Genomic DNA, 17126 nt, shown 5'->3' with positions numbered 1-17126 from the left:
ACTCTTTCGAAGTTCTATGTAGCAGAAACTAAAGTGGAATCCTTTTCACTAGTTGGGAGAATTTTACTCATTTCATCACCCACTTCTTTTTCCTCTTCTGTTGAAAATCTTACAAGGAGGGTAAAAAAGGAAGCGATGGTAACGGTCACTCCAATAATTAAAAGTGCGTTTTGGTAAGTTAAGTCGCCTCGGAATAAAAATCCCGCAGACACAGCTCCTGCATTTCCACCGGCACCAACAATTCCGGAAACCGCTCCAATTGCTTTTTTGTTAATGAAAGGAACAACTGAGAACGTGGCTCCTTCGGACATTTGCACAAACAAACTAAATACAATCATAGAAGATATTGCAAGGATGAGAGAACTCATTTGCGAAAACAAAATCAAACAAAGGCCTTCTCCTGCAAGAACGGCGCTCAACCAAACAACTCTTCCACGAAGACCCCATTTAATTCCAAACTTATCGCCGAAAGCTCCGCCAAGAGTTCTTGCAAACAAGTTCATGAGACCAAAAAGCCCAGCAATGAGTCCCGCAGTAGCAGGCGTTAATTTGAACTGGTCTACATAATACAAGGCAGCAATATTATTGATGGTAAGTTCGATTCCAAAACAAGCACCATAAGCAAGGAAGAGTAACCATACTCTTGGATCTTTAATCACAAGTAGGAAGTTACTAAGTGAATTTTTCTTTCCCCCTTGGAAGGTAGGATAGGTTTCTTTGATATCTTTAAAGTTACCACCTGGGGTGTCCTGTGTTCCGAAGTAGTAAATGATCCCCATAAAAAACAAAGCAGCACCAGGAACCACCATAGCAAGTCTCCAAGAAACTCCAGTAGTAAATCCAAAAGCAACAAAGAATCCGAATAGGATTGGCATTACCATTTGTGTGACTCCACCACCTAAGTTACCCCAACCCGCAGTTGTTGCATTTGCAGTTCCGATGATATTGGGAGCAAACATAACTGAAGTATGATACTGAGTGATTACAAAAGAAGCACCAATGGCACCAATGGCCAGTCGTAACAATAAAAAGGAGAGATAACTATCTGCAAGACCAATACACATAACAGGTATGGATCCTAAAGTCAAAAGAAAAGTATACGCAATCCGCGGCCCAATTTTATCGCACAACCATCCGATAAACAATCGCATAAAGATGGTTATGGCAACAGAGGCAATGATGATATTTCCTATTTGAGCTTTTGTTAAAGAAAGTTCTTCTCTAACATATACCATAAGGGGAGCGATCCCGAACCATCCAAAAAAACATAGGAAAAATGCAATCCATGTTAGGTGAAAGGTGCGCATCTGGGGTGTTGCCAGGCTGAATAATTCGATTTTAGTTGCTTTCGCATGAGGTGTAATGGTCACGGGTAGTGTACTCCTTATGCTGATAAACAGTGCAAAAAGCGTACCAGAGCACGAAATGACCTAAAATGCGTTAAAACGCCCTAAAACTGAACTTTACGCTTATGGTTTTCCCTTATGTAGAAAATGCACTACAAACCGGCATTTTTTTGATCAGAAAGCGTGTAAACTGCGTACCAATTATACAACGGATTCGGTAACTTTCGATCACCAAGGCAGAAAGTCGATGGTATCACCCTTTTGGATTTGAGAGAGATCACTTGGGAAAATGCCAAGTCCATCAGAGAATACACCGGCTCTTACGTCTCCGCTTCCATTGAATGAAATTGGTTTCAGATAAGTATTGTCTTTTGTTTCTAATTGGACAGGGAAAAATTCAGTAAGACCACCTTTTCTTTGTTTGGTGCCATGGTAGGGAAGTTTATAAGAAGGAAGTTGATTTTGTCCATAAGATTCTCTTAAAAATGGTTCAAGAAAAATCCGAGAACAGGTTTGGACGCTGAATGGATTACCAGGCATTCCAAAAACAATGGTGTTCTTCCGTTTCCCAAACCAAATAGGTTTCCCTGGTTTGATTGCAGTTTTATGGAAGATGAGTTCGACACCTAATTTTTGTAATATGGATGGTATAAGATCAAGGTTTCCCATAGAGACTCCACCAGATAGAATTAGGATATCTGCTTCTAATCCTATCTGGATTTGTTTGGTGATTTCTGATTCTAAATCAGGAACATGGGTAACAGATTCCGGTTGGATTTTGTATTTGGATAAAATAGATTTGATTGTATACGAATTGGAATCTCTGATTTGAAAGGGTAGTGGAGAACTGTGGATCGGAACCACTTCATTTCCTGTAGAAATGATATGAACTTTTGGAGCTTTGACTACGGATACTTTATCTTTGCCGAGACTTGCAAGTAGAGAGGCGACAGAAGTTCCGATTTGGATTCCTTTTGGCAAAACCAAATCTCCAGTTTTTAAATCTTCGCCTCGTTTGGAAATATTCAACCAAGGTTTAATTTCTTTTGTAGAAAACGAAACTTGTTTTTGTCCGTTAACTTCCATTAGGTTCGCATCTTCAATTTTAATGACAACATCCAATCCCTCGGGAACAGGGGCACCGGTCATAATCCGAATGGCCTTTTCATCCTTTTCTAAATCCATACTCATACCTGCAGGTAGTTCTCTGTGGTAAGGATAAACTTGATTGGGTGTATAGTTTTGGGAACTAATCGCAAATCCATCCATCGCTGAACGGTGAAAAGGTGGATAGTCTCGATCTGATTTGATCTCTTCGCAGAGAACCCGCCCAAAAGATTGATCTAATGAGATAAGTTCACTGGGATAATGTCTAACTTCTGAAAGAATTTTTTCCAGAGCTTCCGTATAGGAAATCAATGCCCCTCTCCTCGCATCATTTTTTTAGCATGGAAAATTGCAGGTAAAATTGCCGTCATACTCTCTCTCGCACCATTGGTACTTCCTGGTACGGAAACCACCAAAGATTTTCCGATCCTACCAGCAACAGAACGAGACAACATTGCAAAAGGAGTTCTGTCTTGTCCGAAGGAACGCATTACTTCGGAAACACCTGGTAACTCCTGTTCTAAGATTTGTTTTATGGTATCAGTTGTATTATCTCTTGGACCAAGTCCTGTCCCACCAGTGGTAACAATGAGGTCAATTTTTTCTTTTGTCCAATTTGTAATGGTATCTTGAATGTCTTTTGGTTCATCGGGAACGATTTTAATTTCTAAAACATCTACCCCTTCTTGGATAAGAAGGTCTGCGATGACTTTTCCCGAACCATCTTCTTTTTTACCGGCAAAACAGGAGTCGGAACAAACTAAAATTTTTGCTGTGGACCCTGCAGCAAATTTAGAAATTTGTGCATCTGTTTTTCCTCCCTTTTTTTCCAGAAGTCGGACAGAAGAAATTTCAATTTCTTTATCAATAGGTTTTAAGAGATCATAAATGACTAAGGCAGCAACTGTAACTCCAGTTAGTGCTTCCATTTCGATTCCTGTTTTGCCTATGGACTTTGCCGTAGTTTGAATGCGAATGGCATTTTTCTCTTCTATAATTTCAAATTGAATTGAAAACGAATCGATGGGAACTGGATGGCAGTGCGGGATGAGTTCTGAAGTTTTTTTTGATCCGAGTAGGGCTGCTGCCTTTGCTACCCCAAATAGATCTCCTTTGGGTAATGTGTTGGCTTTGACTCTTTCCATTGTCTCCGCCTTACAATACACATACCCTTCTGCTTCTGCATAACGAAGGGTGGTTCTTTTGCCAGTAATATCATTCATTCCTATCCCTTATAAGGGTGTGAGAATGGAAGAACAGCCATTTTTCAAATTTTCCATCTCACAATAGAAACGTACAATCTCTCCTATCACAAGAATGGCTGGTGATTTGACCTCGTTTTCTTCAATGATGTTTTGGATTGAATCTAAATTTCCAGTGAAAACTCTTTCTGTCGTCAAGGTTGCATTTTGAATGACAGCGATAGGTGTTTCTTTTGTATTCCCTGCATCTAGAAGTTCGGAAACAATGAGACCTATCGAGTTCAAACCCATATAAACCACGATGGTTTTTCCAACACAGTTGAGATTTTTAAAACCTTCCGAGTTGGCACCATCCTTTTTGTGTCCTGAAAGAAACAGGATCTCCCTCGCATAGTCTCTGTGGGTTAATGGAAATCCTAAGGAGGAGGCAACTCCGGAAGCAGTCGTGATACCAGCAACAATCTCACAATGAATTCCTTCCGCAAGGAGTGCCGCAAATTCTTCCCCAACACGTCCAAAGATAGAAGGGTCTCCTCCTTTCAGCCTAACAACCGTTTTGAATTCGTTTGCCGCTTGGATGAGTTTTGAATTGATTTCATCTTGTAAACAACTATGAATTCCCAATCTTTTTCCAACATAAACCAATTGGATTTTTTTTCGACAAACCCCAAGAATTCTTGGGGAAACCAAATCATCATAAAAAACAACATCTGCTTTTCGTAACATTTTGAGTGCCTTAACAGTCAGAAGTTCCGGATCACCCGGTCCTGCACCTACCAAATACACCTTACCTTTATTTGTTTGGTTATTGGAAATATCCATATAGGTATCGATTAACCGCGGTTACCTGAAATGGACGGATCCACTTCTAAATATACCGATCCATTTTCTACGACGACAGGATAAAGATTAACTTTATAATTTTCACCACTAAGACATTCACCACTCGTTAGAGAATAGTTTCTTTTGTGGAGTGGACAAACTACCTTTGGTTCCCCATTGGTATCTCCTAAATATCCACGAGACAAAACCATGTCCCCTGTATGAGGACAGGCATTGTCGCAAGCATACCACTCGTTTCGGGATTCAAAGTAGAAAACTGCGATTTGTTTATCGCCTACTTTTGCCGACACTCCACCTTCTTTTTCGAATTCAGAAACTGGACCTATGAATACTCGTTCTTTGTTTTTTGTATCTACTGACATTTTGATTCTCCTGCTTATGAATTAACCAAATCTTTTTCTACCCAATCCACTGGGCGGATCTGACCACGTTCTTCGATGAATTTGATATTAGGATCTGTTTCATTACTATTGACAAAATGTCTAAATTTCTTTTGTTTTTCAGTATCTTCCACAACGTCTTTCCACTCACAGAGATAAGTGTTCACAAGAGCATTCATCTCTTCATCCAGTTGTGAGTTGATCCCTAATCTGTCATTGATAACTACATCTTTTAAGTAATCAATTCCACCTTCCAGTTGTTCTAACCAAGTAGAAGTTCTCATCAGTTTGTCTGCGGTTCTGATGTAAAACATCATATAACGGTCGATATACTTGATACAAGTGTCTTCGTCTAAATCTTCTGCAAAAAGGATCGCATGTTTAGGGTTTACTCCCCCGTTCCCACCGATATACAGGTTCCAACCTCTTTCTGTGGCAATAATTCCAAAATCTTTTCCACGGGCTTCTGCACATTCACGAATACAACCGGACACTCCGCACTTTAATTTATGAGGAGCACGAATTCCTTTGTATCTTTCTTCTAATTTGATTGCAAATGATGTACTATCTTGTACTCCGAACCGGCACCAGGTAGAACCAACACAACTTTTTACAGTTCTCATTGATTTCCCGTAAGCATGTCCACTTTCAAAACCGAACTCGATTAAATCCTTCCAGATAGCAGGGAGTTGATCGATTCTTGCACCTAACAAGTCGATACGTTGTCCACCGGTAATTTTACAATAGAGGTTGTATTTTTTGGCAACATCTCCGATCGCAATGAGTTTCTCGGGAGTAATCTCTCCTCCAGGGATTCGCGGAACCACAGAGTAGGTTCCTCCTCTTTGGATATTGGCGAGATATTTATCATTGGTGTCTTGGATTTCTCTATGTTTGAGAATGGGTTCGTTCCATACACTTGCAAGAATTGATGCGACAGCTGGTTTACAAACTTCACATCCATTTCCACGACCAATCTCTTTGATTACATCAGGAAATGATTTGAGTGCTTTTACTTTTATGACTTGGAAAAGTTCTTTTCTTGAATATTTAAAGTGTTCACAGAGATGTTCTGTAACTACCTTACCTTGCACTTTCAACTCAGCTTTAAGAATGGAGTTTACTTGTGGCAAACATCCACCACAACCACTACCAGCTTTGGAACAGTTCTTTAAACTAGTAATGTCATAACATTCTTTTTCGCGAATGGCAGTGAGGATATTCCCTTTGGAAACGTTATTACAAGAACAAATCTTTGCATCATCCGGTAAAGAATCAGCACCAAAAAGATTTTCTGCAGAAACGGAACCAACAATCAAAGTTTCTGGTTCTTCCGGAAGTTCCATTTTGTTTAAATAAAAGGACAATAAGTTTCCGTAAGCTTTAGCATCACCAACAAGGATTCCACCGAGTAAGTATTTACCGTCAGGTGAGATCACTAGTTTTTTATAAACACCACTTCTTGGATTTTTAAAAACAATTGGAATATGTTCTGCTTGGCCTAAAGCATCTCCAAAAGAGGCCACTTCAACACCAATTAACTTTAGTTTTGTGGATAAATCGGAGCCAGCATACACCTTAGGTTTGCTGCCAGGGCTACATAAGTTAAAAGCAAGAGTTTCTGCCATTTCGTAACCAGGCGCCACGAGACCATAAATAAAATTTCTATGTAATGCTACTTCACCAATCGCATAAATTCCATACACGTTTGTTCCCATTCCATCATCTACGATGATACCACCACGTTCTCCCACAGCAATACCAGCTTCTTTTGCGAGTTCATCTCGCGGACGAATTCCAGCAGAAACAATGAGCATATCGAACTGGAGATTGCCACCATCTTTGAACTCGAATCCTTCGATTTTTTCATTACCCAATACTTTTTCTGTTTGTTTGTTTAAATGAATTTCAACCCCAATCTCTTCAATTTTGGATTTTAAAATGGCAGCACCACCATCATCCAACTGCCTTGGCATAAGTCTTGGAGCAAATTCCACAACATGAGTTTCTTTTCCTAAATCAACCAGAGCTTTAGCAGCTTCGAGTCCGAGTAGTCCTCCACCGAGTACAGCAGCCTTTTTTACTTTTTTGCTGTATTCCATTGTTTGTTCTAAATCTTCAATGGTTCTATAAACAAAAACACCTTCTTTGTCTAAACCTTCGAGTGGAGGTACAAAAGGAGATGAACCAGTTGCAAAAATTAATTCATCGAATTCTAGTTCAGTTCCTAAATTAGTAACTAACTTTCGTTTGATCGTATCAATAGAGATGGCAGGTTCTGATAATAATAATTTTATACCGTTTGTTCTATACCAATCAGGGGAACAAAGGTAAAGGGAATCGGCAGATTTATCTGCAAAGTATTCTGAAAGATGGACGCGGTCATAAGCTCTTCTTGGTTCTTCTCCAAGAACAGTAATATCGAATTTATCCGTGCCACCAAATTCCACCAACTTTTCGCAGAATCTATGTCCAACCATCCCGTTTCCAATGACGATTAACTTTCGCTTGATCATTTTGTTACCCTACCTGGATCAAAAGTATTCTGAAGGGAACCGTTGTATGGTTCCAGTCTTCCTATAATATGCACGAAGTGTACCTAACGGAGGCAGCTAGATTAAAAATACTACGGATACAGGAGCTTACTTAGGAAATTGAGAGAGTCTTTGCGGAAAAAAGAGAAAATTCACTACAAGAAAAGGGAAACTGCCTATCTTTCGAGCATGAGTTCCCAAAGTAAGTCACTTTCCTTTTGAAGTTATTTTAATCCTTTCTGTTAGAATCTAATAAATATGTACGTTTTATGTGCATATTTTACGAATATTTTTTCGTGATTTTGTTGGAACCTGGTTCAATCTGGGATGATTCAATTCAAATTCCTGTCGGAATAAGCATTTTTGTGAATATTTCAGCAATTGGCATAGTTATTGCTGATTGTTTGTGTGCTGATTCAAGAAACCTATGCATCTACTTGTTCCTATTGTGGGGTTGGTTGTGGTGTGACTGTCCACAAAACAAGCCCAACAGAGATTTCTGTGGAAGGGGACAAAAACCATCCTGCAAACAAGGGCTTATTATGTTCGAAAGGGATGAATTTGCATTATACGGTTATGGATACAACTGATCGTATTCTTTATCCTTCTCATAGAAAAGACAAAAATCTTCCATTATCAAAAGTTAGTTGGGATATTGCTTTATCAGGTATTGCTGATAAGTTCAAAAAATTGATTCAAACATACGGCCCGGACTCCGTGGGATTCTATGTCTCAGGCCAACTCCTTACTGAAGAATATTATATTATCAACAAACTCATTAAAGGATTTATCGGTAGTAATAATATAGATACTAACTCGAGACTTTGTATGAGTTCTGCCGTTGTGGGATACAAAATGGCTTTGGGTGAAGATAGCGTGCCTATTGCATATGAAGACATAGAACTTGCAGATTGTTTTCTTATCGCAGGGGCAAATCCTGCATGGTGTCATCCTATTTTATTTCGGAGGATTGAAGCACATAAGAAGAACCATCCTGAAGTAAAGATCATTGTTGTAGATCCGAGAAAGACAGATACCTGCGCAGATGCTGACTTACACTTACAAATTCATCCAGGGACTGATATTTATCTTTTTCATGCAATTGCTAAGGTATTAATTCAAAACAATTGGATTGATTCCGAATTCATTAACTCCCATACGGAAGGTTATGCAGAATTACAAAAACTTTTATCCGATTTTGATTTAGAGTCCGCAGCAAAAACTTGTGGAATCCCTGTGGATGAGATCCATTTAGCGGCATCTTACATTGGCCAGTCGAAAGGATTTTTGTCTTTATGGGCTATGGGATTGAATCAAAGTGTGGTGGGTGTCAACAAAAACCTAGCTCTTCTCAACTTGTCATTGTTAACTGGTAAAATAGGAAAACCAGGAAGCGGCCCTTTTTCTCTTACTGGCCAACCCAATGCTATGGGAGGAAGAGAAGTCGGTGGACTTTCTAATTTGTTGCCGGCCCATCGTGATTTGAGCAATGTGAGTCATCGAGAAGAAGTGGCAAAGTTTTGGGGGGTTGAAACCGAAGTCATTCAAAGTAAACCAGGATTTACGGCAGTGGAAATGTTCGAAAACCTTCGTACTGGAAAAATGAAGGCAGTATGGATCATATGTACAAATCCTACCACAAGTTTACCTGATGCTCGTATGGTAGAACAGGGATTACGTGCTGCTGAACTTGTAGTGGTCCAAGATATTTCTATGAATTCATCTGCTATTCCTTACGCAGATTATGTCCTTCCTGCTGCTGGATGGGCAGAAAAACAAGGGACCATGACTAATTCCGATCGTCGTGTTACTTATCTTTCTAAGGTTTTGAGTCCACCTGGAGAGGCGTTAGCTGATACTTTCATCATTCAAAAATTTGCGCAGAAGATGGGTTTTGGTTCTTCTTTTAATTATAAAACGGAAGAAGATGTATTCTTAGAACATTGTGCTTTAACAAAAAATACCAAAATTGATATCAGTGGATTGGATTATTCCATTTTAAAAGAAAAACGTTCTGTGCAGTGGCCTTACCCTCACAAAGAACACGGGGGAACTCCTCGTTTATTTTCGGATCATATTTTCTATCGTGCCAATGGAAAAGCAAAGATATTTGATGTATCACCGGAGGATACATCTGAAAAAACTTCAGATCTTTATCCATTCATTTTAACAACCGGTCGCATCCGTGATCAGTGGCATACTATGACCCGAACAGGTAAAGTGCAAAAACTTATGGAACACAAATCCGAACCGTATTTGGAGATTCATCCGGAAGATGCAAAACGAATAGATGTCATTGATGGTGCAATCGCAGAAGTTTCGAATGAGAGGGGGGTCGTACGTGTTCGTGCTAAAATTACTGACACCATCAAACAAGGGACAGTTTTTTTGCCGATGCATTGGGGGAAAAAGAATAAAAATGATGAATCTCGGGCGAACAACCTAACAAGTAAAGACTATGATCCTTTTTCGAAACAACCAGGGTTTAAAATCTCTGCCGTGCAAGTGAAACCTTATGTCAAAGAAAAAGAAAAAATTATCATCATTGGTGGCGGGAATAGTACACATGCATTTATAAAAAATTATAAAGACCTAGCTCCCGATGATGAAATCACTGTGATTTGTAAGGAAGAAAATCCTTTATACAACCGTATCCTTTTACCTGATTTTATCAGTGGAGAAAAAGAATTTCATGAACTTTCCAGTGCCGATTCAGAGGAAGTGGCTTCTTGGAATATTGATCTTCATACTGCAACCTCAGTGACTGAAATTTTGCCAGAAGCGAAGATAGTCAAAGATGCCTTTGGTAATTCCCATTCGTATAACAAACTAATCCTTGCTACGGGAAGTTCTCCGCAAATTCCGAAATACATTGGACCGGAAATGGTAGGTGTTTTTAGTTTACGGGCTAAAACCGATGCCGATCGGATCAAAGGATTTTTTGTTCCTGACTCTCATGCATTGATTGTTGGTGGTGGGCTTCTTGGGTTGGAACTTGCTGCGGCTCTTAAGTCGTTAAATGTAAAAGTGACAGTTCTTGTTAGAACAGATCGTTTGATGTCCAAACAATTAGATGCAGTCGCTTGTGATATCTTAAGAGAAGAAATTGAGAAGAGAGAGATTGAAGTTCTTTTTAATTCTGAAATTTCGAAAGTGAACGGGTATGGTCGAATTACGAATGTAGAATTGAAAGATGGGCGAAAACTCCAACCAGATGGAATTGTGTATGCGATGGGAACAAGTCCCAATTTACATCTGGCAAAAAACTTAGGTTTTGAATTAGGAGAAGGAATCAAAGTTAATGAATTTTTACAAACGAGTGATCCGGATATCTATGCCATAGGAGAAGTAGCAGAACATACCAGTGGTGTTTATGGAACAGTTCTTGCGGCGGAGGAACAAGCAAAAGTTGCCGCCTCACATATATTTGGTTATAAATACAAAACATACTCAGGATCTTTACATTCCAACCTTTTAAAAATTCCAGGCCTTGAGTTGGTTTCACTACGGCTTCCTGGTGTTTCCTTTGAAAACCTATCGGATGAATATGAAGAAATCGTATTCTTGGATCGAAAAAGAAGACGTTATAAAAAATGTATTGTTAAGGGAGATAAATTAGTAGGTGCCATCCTCATTGGCGATAAAGCTGAGTTTGTTGAATATAAAAACTTAATTGCTAGCGGAGTAGAACTTGGAGACAAACGAGGAAAGTTACTCTCTGGTGGTACGGGCGCCAAACCTCCTAAAGGTGCACTGGTCTGTTCTTGTAATAGTGTGGGTCGGGGAAATATCGAAGATGAAATCAAAAATGGTGCCTGTAATTTAGAATCGATTATGACGGCAACAGGTGCCGGTACGGGATGCGGAAGTTGTCGGCCCGAAGTGAATCAAATCCTGAAAACAATGATGGCAGAGACAAAAACATCTGATTAGTTGGAATCCCTTTCGGTTTCCGATTTCTTAAAATTTGTAAATCCTTGGTTCTCTAAGGATTTTTAAGGTTTGATAAATTTTATTTGAAAATGAGACCTATTCTCAAAATTATGGATCTATTCTAGAGTAGGAGCCTAGCACTTGTGAAGGCAAAAACTTGGTATCAGGTTCATATGGTTCTCGGTATTTTCGGAGCCAGTTTTCTTTTGGTTTTGGGTGTGACTGGATCTCTTCTCGTCTATGGAAAGGAATTACAATCACTTACAGGTGCTTATTCTATAAAAGTAGAAAAGGAACGCCTACCTTTTGATACTCTTTACAAACAATTGTTAGATCAAATCCCCGAAGGAACTGTGGCTGGTTGGTTGTTATCCGATTTACATGACCAAGCGGACCAAGTTTGGTTTCATAATTTAGAAACCCCTAGTCGTGAAACTGTCTACTTAATCAATCCATACAATGGAAATCTTATTGGAAAACTGAAAGAAAACAGAAGTGATAGCCTTTATGGTTTTTTACTCGTTTTGCATTATAGTCTTTTTCTTGGCGGTGTGGGTTATTTCCTCACCGGATGTATTGCCTTTATTTATTTGTTTTTAGCAATCAGCGGAATCAAACTTTATAAACGATTTTGGGTGAGTTTGTTTCGCCTTCGATGGAAAGAAAGTGCACAAATTCTCTTTTCCGACTTGCACAAGTTTGTTGGTATTAATGCAGTTTGGTTCCATTTGATTTTAGCAATCACTGGTGGATGGTGGAGTTTAAGAGACACTGTGATTCTTACGTTTCCAGAAGAAAAAGTGGTTCATCATCTGTGGGTTTCTGAGGATTCGATCAATGAGCTAATAGAGCAAACAAAAAAAGAAATTCCTGGATTCCGATTGGGATATGTTTCTTTCCCTCACCATTCCAAAGAAGAACCAATTGGAATTTATGGAAATCGTTTCGATTCTTCAGGATTTGAAAGTCGATATGGTTCTTATATTCGTTATGATGTAAAATCCAAAAAGATCTTTGATAAAGTAGATATGGGGAAAGAAAACATTTTGAATCGAGTTTTGGATTCCTTTCGGCCACTTCATTTTGGAACCTTTGCCAATCATTTTAGTAAAGTAATTTGGGTGATTGGTGGTCTCACACCGGCGATCCTATCAATCAGTGGACTCAGTCTTTATTATATAAAGAGAAAAAATAAAAGAAGAAGAACCCAAAAAATCCCTTTGAGTTCTTCTGTTTGAGATTTAAGTTCGAATTATTGCCAACATTTACTTGGGTCGTAACAAACGTAAGTTCCTTTGAATCTTTCACAAGCTTCTTTCGCACTTTTTAAACCTGTAACACCATAGTATACGTTTGCAGGAATTAAATATCCATGTTCTCCTTCTGTAGTGTATGCGTAAGGAATTAGGTCATTGATTCCGTCTACTCCGTCGTAATGACAGGCTGCAACTTTATTCGTAATAGAACAAGGTCCATTGAATTTTTCTACAACGATCTGAATTCCAATTGCATTTCCAATTGTGGCATAAGTTTGTTCCATATCCTTTTCCCATTCTGCTTTTTTCTCTAAGTAAGCAGTAGAATATTCTCTGCAAAACAAATGAGCTCCGTTTTTGATACTAAATCGGTGGCTGTAAGCTACGTTTAGTCCAAGCCTTTGTGCTTCGCTCATACTGTTTGCATTAATTTGTTGTAGAGCTAACATGGAAACCAGGTCATCACTGGTAACTTTTGATTTGGGATCAAATAAATCACATTGGAATAGAGAAATTCCAAGGGTGACTAGGGTAAGAAGGGTTTTTATTTTAGTTTTCATAGTTTTCTCCAGAAATTTAAATTTTATAAGTTAACATAAATCCGTAGGTTTTTGGTGCTCCAGGTACAGCCTGGAAAGTTCCATCAATGTAGGAGGTGAAGTAATACCGATCATTCATATTGTTCATATATAAGTAAGCGGAGATGGTATCGGTTTCATATCCGATTCTAGAATTAATTACATAATAGGGGTCGCTATATACCGTGTTATCTGCTGCGAAATACATTTGACCAACTGCTTGAAATTCGCCGCGAAAAAATATTCCGTATTCGTTTCTGTATTGAAAATAACTTACGATGTCATACTTCGGAATGAAATGAACCCACTTTCCATTAAAATCTCGATTTAGAACAGAGTCATAAAATTTGTTAAAGATTCCTTCTGTATAACCTGCAGAGAGCCCAAGTTTGGTATCCTTATGAGGTTTGATGAATGTTTCCAATTCATATCCTCTGATGGTAACAAGTTCCGCATTGAGGTTTATGTATTGAGAGAGGTTGATGGCCCGGACAACATGAAAGTCTTGGGTTTCCGTATAGAACTGAGTGTATTTTAATCCAAATTTTCCTTTAAAGAATTCTGATTTTATACCGGCTTCTATGGTATCATTGATTTCTGGTTTGAATGTAGCTCTGCTTGGAATGTTAACAACGGTGCTATAACCCGCATTTTTATAACCACGACTAAAACCTATAAAAAACATGAGATTGTCGATGGGTTTGTAATCAAAGATCATTCTTGAAACATTGTAGTTATAATGATTGTTAATTGTATATGGATCTGATAAAAGTTTTGTTTCTCCATATGGATTGATTGGTGAAAAACCGATCACTTGTTCGGTATGAGACAAACGACTCTCTTGTCGTTCCAATCTGGATCCTATGGTAATTGTAAATTTTTCTGCAAAAGTATAACTATTATGTGTATAAAAACTAAGGTTACGATCATGAATTCTTGAGAGATTGTTTTCGCGAGCAGGGGCACGAAGGCCACCAAAATCATTTCCAACATACATTTGAACTCTATGTTCTCTTGCTTGGTCAATATTTGTAATTTTACTGGATGAGTAGATTCCTACCTTAAATTGTAATGGGTCATGTTTATCTTTAGATTCAACATATACATCGTTCAGGAAAGTTGTAGCTTTTTCGACATAAATAGATCTATGTTGATCGGTTGTTGTAAAGTCGGCATCGGCAGTGATGGGATCAATGTCCATCTTCCGAATCGCAGATGCTGTTTTTAGATTTGCTTGAGGTAATTTCGTAGTTGTTGCTAGAGAATATGTGTTCCCCGTGACATTACTTTTTCCTTCATAATCCCAGTAAACTTTTCTATCTCCATTCACTCTGTTTACATAGGTTCCATATAACTTGGCACAGTTGGATGGCATGGCAACACAACCTTGTAATAAAGCTTTTTCCCTTTCAGACTTGGCACCTAAGTAGTTTACCAAATTGAGGGAACCATCATCAAAACTTTCTGCGCTGACTTGTAAGTCTGCTTCAAAGACATCGTTAGGAGTAAAAAATAATCGGAAACGTCCTGCTTTTCCTTTTCTACCATCGGGATGAGTTTTGTAGATTTCTACGGGAACTTCATAGGGCCGGTTGGTTGGATAATAAAAACCTGTTACGTTTGAAAGATATCCTTCTCGTTCAGTAGTTTTTCCAGCGATTCCAAAATATAATTTATCTTTGATAATGGGTGCATTGTAATAAGCCGATGTTTCTTGTTTTTTATAATTTCCAGCATCATAAGTAATTTTTCCTTCAGCAATATTTGTTGGTTTTTTAGTTCGGATCTCAACAACACCACCTTGAAAGTTTTTTCCAAACAAGGTAGCTTGACTTCCTCTATATACTTCAATGTTTTCAATTCCATATAACTCAGTGTTAAGCGCCACATTGTCGTTGAGTGGAACTCCATCTAAAATCAGACCTACTGCTGGTTCACTGAAGGCAATACTCCGCATTCCTCGAATGTTGAAATAAGTAAAGTTACGCGATCCCGAATCAATGATGGAAAAATTCGGAACTTGTTTATCGATGTCATTGGTTCGATTGATTCCAGCATCTTGGATGTCCTGTTCGTTCAACCGGCTGATACTATTTGGTGTACGAAGAATTTCCCGGTCTCTCGGATCTTTTTTGCCTGTAACTCGAATGCCTTGTTCGGCAGGTTTTGTTCCTGTGTTGGGAACCTGGTCTGTGGGGTTGCTCGGAGGTAGGGGAGTTTTTTCCGTCGTTTGTGGGAGAAGAGCTGTTGTCGAAAGGATGAAAATGAGGAGTACGGAAGTGAAAGTAGGAAATTTACTCCGCCACTGGATCTGGGCCTTTCTCAATCCTATCTTTATATGAGAGTCATTCTCAAAAAGGAAAGTCATATGGCCATTCCTTCGTAAGACCAGTCAATTGTCTAGAATTAAATGAGATAAAGACTCAATCTCATAATTTAAGGATTTCCCGAATTCTGGGTTCGGAACGAAACAGAATTTGATTTTTAGAGTCTAAATCCGTATGAGTCAAACAAATACAGTCGATAGAAGTATCTATCAAACAGGGTTGCGTATCCTTCTAGGGGCCTTTTTGGTTTTTGCAGGAGCCGGACACCTAACATGGCATAGGACAGAATTTTTGGCGCAGGTTCCTACCTGGTTACCGATCAATGCAGATTTGGTTGTGTTACTTTCCGGTGTTGTGGAAATTACATTGGGATTGTCTTTGCTTTTTCTTAAGAGCAAACAAGTGCAAGTTGGTTGGGTTGTCGCATTGTTTTTTGTTCTTATCTTCCCAGGAAACATATCCCAATATATGAATGGGATCAGTGCATTTGGTTTAGATACTGATAGAGCACGACTCATTCGTTTGTTCTTTCAGCCTGTGCTTGTTCTTTGGGCTCTTTGGAGTTGTGGATCTTGGCAAGACTTTCAAGCTAAGAGGAAAAGTTAATCCTTAAATTTTTGAATTGTTTTTCCGTATCGATTGTGAGTTCTATTTGTAATCTATAGGTGTCTGTATGATTAAAAATAGTTTCTCTATACTTCTCGGGTTGGTGTCGGCAATGGCCATTATGATGGCAGTGGAGTTTCTGAATTCTTTTTTTGTGAAACCGCCAAGTGATGAGATCATTGCCAATCCAGAACTTTTAAAAGAGTTTATGACTAACTTACCAACTTCGGCCTATCTTCCTGTTTATTTTGGTTATGTTTTGGGAGCTTTTGTTGCTGGCATTGTTACAATGAAACTAAGTAAAAGTAACCAAACTTTGATGATAGTTTTGGTAGGTAGTCTATTAACTCTTGCCGGTGCTTTTAACTTTTTTGTCTTCCTCCCTGGCCAACCTCTATGGTTTGTTATACTTAGTTTGTTATCATTCCTCCCATTCGTGTGGTTAGGTAAAAAAATGGTTTCTAAGTCTTAGCCGTTTAAAAATAATTTCTGTGTTCAATGATGAGACAACGATTGGACACAACACGAATCCCCGCATCTTCCGCTTTTTTTTCTGCTTCGGGATGGGAGATTCCCAATTGTAGCCATATTACTTCTGTTCCACCCAAACTTAAGATTTCATCGATAACTTCTGGAACTTTATCGGAACTACGAAAGACATCGATGAATTTTCTATCTTCTTTCGGAACGTCTTTGAGGTTTTTGTAGATGGTAAACCCACCTACACTGTGTTCTTTGGGATAAGTTCCGACCACTTCCCATCCTTTGTCTCGAATGTATACGGGAACATAATGGCTTGGTTTGGAAATGTCATTGCTAAGTCCGTAAACCGTGATTTTTTTATAGGATTCAAGAAGCGATTTGATCTCGGAATCTAATACATTCATTAGGATAGTATACTACATGGATTGGGAAATGCAAGTGAGTAAAGTTCAGTTTATGATTCTATTTTGAATCTAACAATGAATCTAAAGTCTAATTATCGTTGCGTTTGTTTTTTAGTGTATTAAAAAT

At 38.7% G+C, this 17126-nt stretch carries 13 protein-coding genes; 4 read left to right on the top strand and 9 right to left on the bottom strand.

Features of this window, described 5'->3' with window-relative positions:
- Positions 1 to 14 precede the first annotated feature (14 nt).
- From EHQ49_RS09800 to nirB, 6 genes are all read right to left on the bottom strand, one after another.
- The gene (locus EHQ49_RS09800; RefSeq protein WP_208732196.1) at positions 15 to 1370 is read right to left on the bottom strand and encodes an MFS transporter; all 1356 of its coding nucleotides are present in this window, start codon (positions 1368 to 1370) and stop codon (positions 15 to 17) included.
- Between the two features lie 204 nt (positions 1371 to 1574).
- Entirely contained in the window at positions 1575 to 2765 is a 1191-nt protein-coding gene (locus EHQ49_RS09795) for a molybdopterin molybdotransferase MoeA (RefSeq protein WP_135578878.1), read from the bottom strand.
- Complete coding sequence (gene moaCB, locus EHQ49_RS09790; protein ID WP_135578876.1) at positions 2762 to 3676, bottom strand: bifunctional molybdenum cofactor biosynthesis protein MoaC/MoaB; 915 nt, start codon at positions 3674 to 3676, stop codon at positions 2762 to 2764. Before moaCB ends, EHQ49_RS09795 begins: the two co-directional genes overlap by 4 nt.
- Positions 3677 to 3685: 9 nt before the next feature.
- The gene (gene cobA, locus EHQ49_RS09785) at positions 3686 to 4477 is read right to left on the bottom strand and encodes a uroporphyrinogen-III C-methyltransferase (RefSeq protein ID WP_135578874.1); all 792 of its coding nucleotides are present in this window, start codon (positions 4475 to 4477) and stop codon (positions 3686 to 3688) included.
- Between the two features lie 11 nt (positions 4478 to 4488).
- Complete coding sequence (nirD, locus tag EHQ49_RS09780) at positions 4489 to 4860, bottom strand: nitrite reductase small subunit NirD (RefSeq protein ID WP_135578872.1); 372 nt, start codon at positions 4858 to 4860, stop codon at positions 4489 to 4491.
- Between the two features lie 14 nt (positions 4861 to 4874).
- Entirely contained in the window at positions 4875 to 7394 is a 2520-nt protein-coding gene (nirB, locus tag EHQ49_RS09775) for a nitrite reductase large subunit NirB (RefSeq protein ID WP_135578870.1), read from the bottom strand.
- A gap of 426 nt (positions 7395 to 7820) precedes the next feature.
- On the opposite strand from nirB, the gene EHQ49_RS09770 reads away from it, so the two are divergent.
- Positions 7821 to 11345, top strand: a complete 3525-nt coding sequence (locus EHQ49_RS09770) for a nitrate reductase (RefSeq protein WP_208732195.1) — start codon at positions 7821 to 7823, stop codon at positions 11343 to 11345.
- Between the two features lie 143 nt (positions 11346 to 11488).
- A complete protein-coding gene (locus EHQ49_RS09765; protein WP_208732194.1) occupies positions 11489 to 12583 on the top strand; it encodes a PepSY-associated TM helix domain-containing protein in 1095 nt (364 codons plus the stop codon).
- 14 nt (positions 12584 to 12597) lie between these two features.
- Here EHQ49_RS09765 and EHQ49_RS09760 read toward each other — a convergent pair whose 3' ends face one another.
- Together EHQ49_RS09760 and EHQ49_RS09755 are read right to left on the bottom strand one after the other, a co-directional pair.
- The gene (locus tag EHQ49_RS09760; protein WP_135578868.1) at positions 12598 to 13161 is read right to left on the bottom strand and encodes an LIC_11695 family lipoprotein; all 564 of its coding nucleotides are present in this window, start codon (positions 13159 to 13161) and stop codon (positions 12598 to 12600) included.
- Positions 13162 to 13177: 16 nt separating this feature from the next.
- A complete protein-coding gene (locus EHQ49_RS09755) occupies positions 13178 to 15547 on the bottom strand; it encodes a TonB-dependent receptor (RefSeq protein ID WP_135578866.1) in 2370 nt (789 codons plus the stop codon).
- Positions 15548 to 15680: 133 nt separating this feature from the next.
- Between EHQ49_RS09755 and EHQ49_RS09750 the strand changes: the two genes are divergently transcribed.
- Both EHQ49_RS09750 and EHQ49_RS09745 read left to right on the top strand, forming a co-directional pair.
- On the top strand, positions 15681 to 16112 hold the full coding sequence (locus tag EHQ49_RS09750; RefSeq protein WP_135578864.1) for a DoxX family protein: 432 nt from the start codon (positions 15681 to 15683) through the stop codon (positions 16110 to 16112).
- 67 nt (positions 16113 to 16179) lie between these two features.
- Positions 16180 to 16584: a hypothetical protein gene (locus EHQ49_RS09745; RefSeq protein ID WP_135578862.1), complete on the top strand. Its 405-nt coding sequence runs from the start codon at positions 16180 to 16182 to the stop codon at positions 16582 to 16584.
- Positions 16585 to 16588: 4 nt separating this feature from the next.
- Here the strand turns inward: EHQ49_RS09745 and EHQ49_RS09740 are convergent, their stop codons facing one another.
- The gene (locus EHQ49_RS09740) at positions 16589 to 16999 is read right to left on the bottom strand and encodes a CoA-binding protein (RefSeq protein ID WP_135578860.1); all 411 of its coding nucleotides are present in this window, start codon (positions 16997 to 16999) and stop codon (positions 16589 to 16591) included.
- Positions 17000 to 17126: the final 127 nt, after the last annotated feature.

Origin of the sequence: Leptospira perdikensis, assembly GCF_004769575.1 — a bacterium.
In the GTDB taxonomy this organism is placed as follows: domain Bacteria; phylum Spirochaetota; class Leptospiria; order Leptospirales; family Leptospiraceae; genus Leptospira_A; species Leptospira_A perdikensis.
This window is presented reverse-complemented; position numbering and strand designations above follow the sequence as displayed.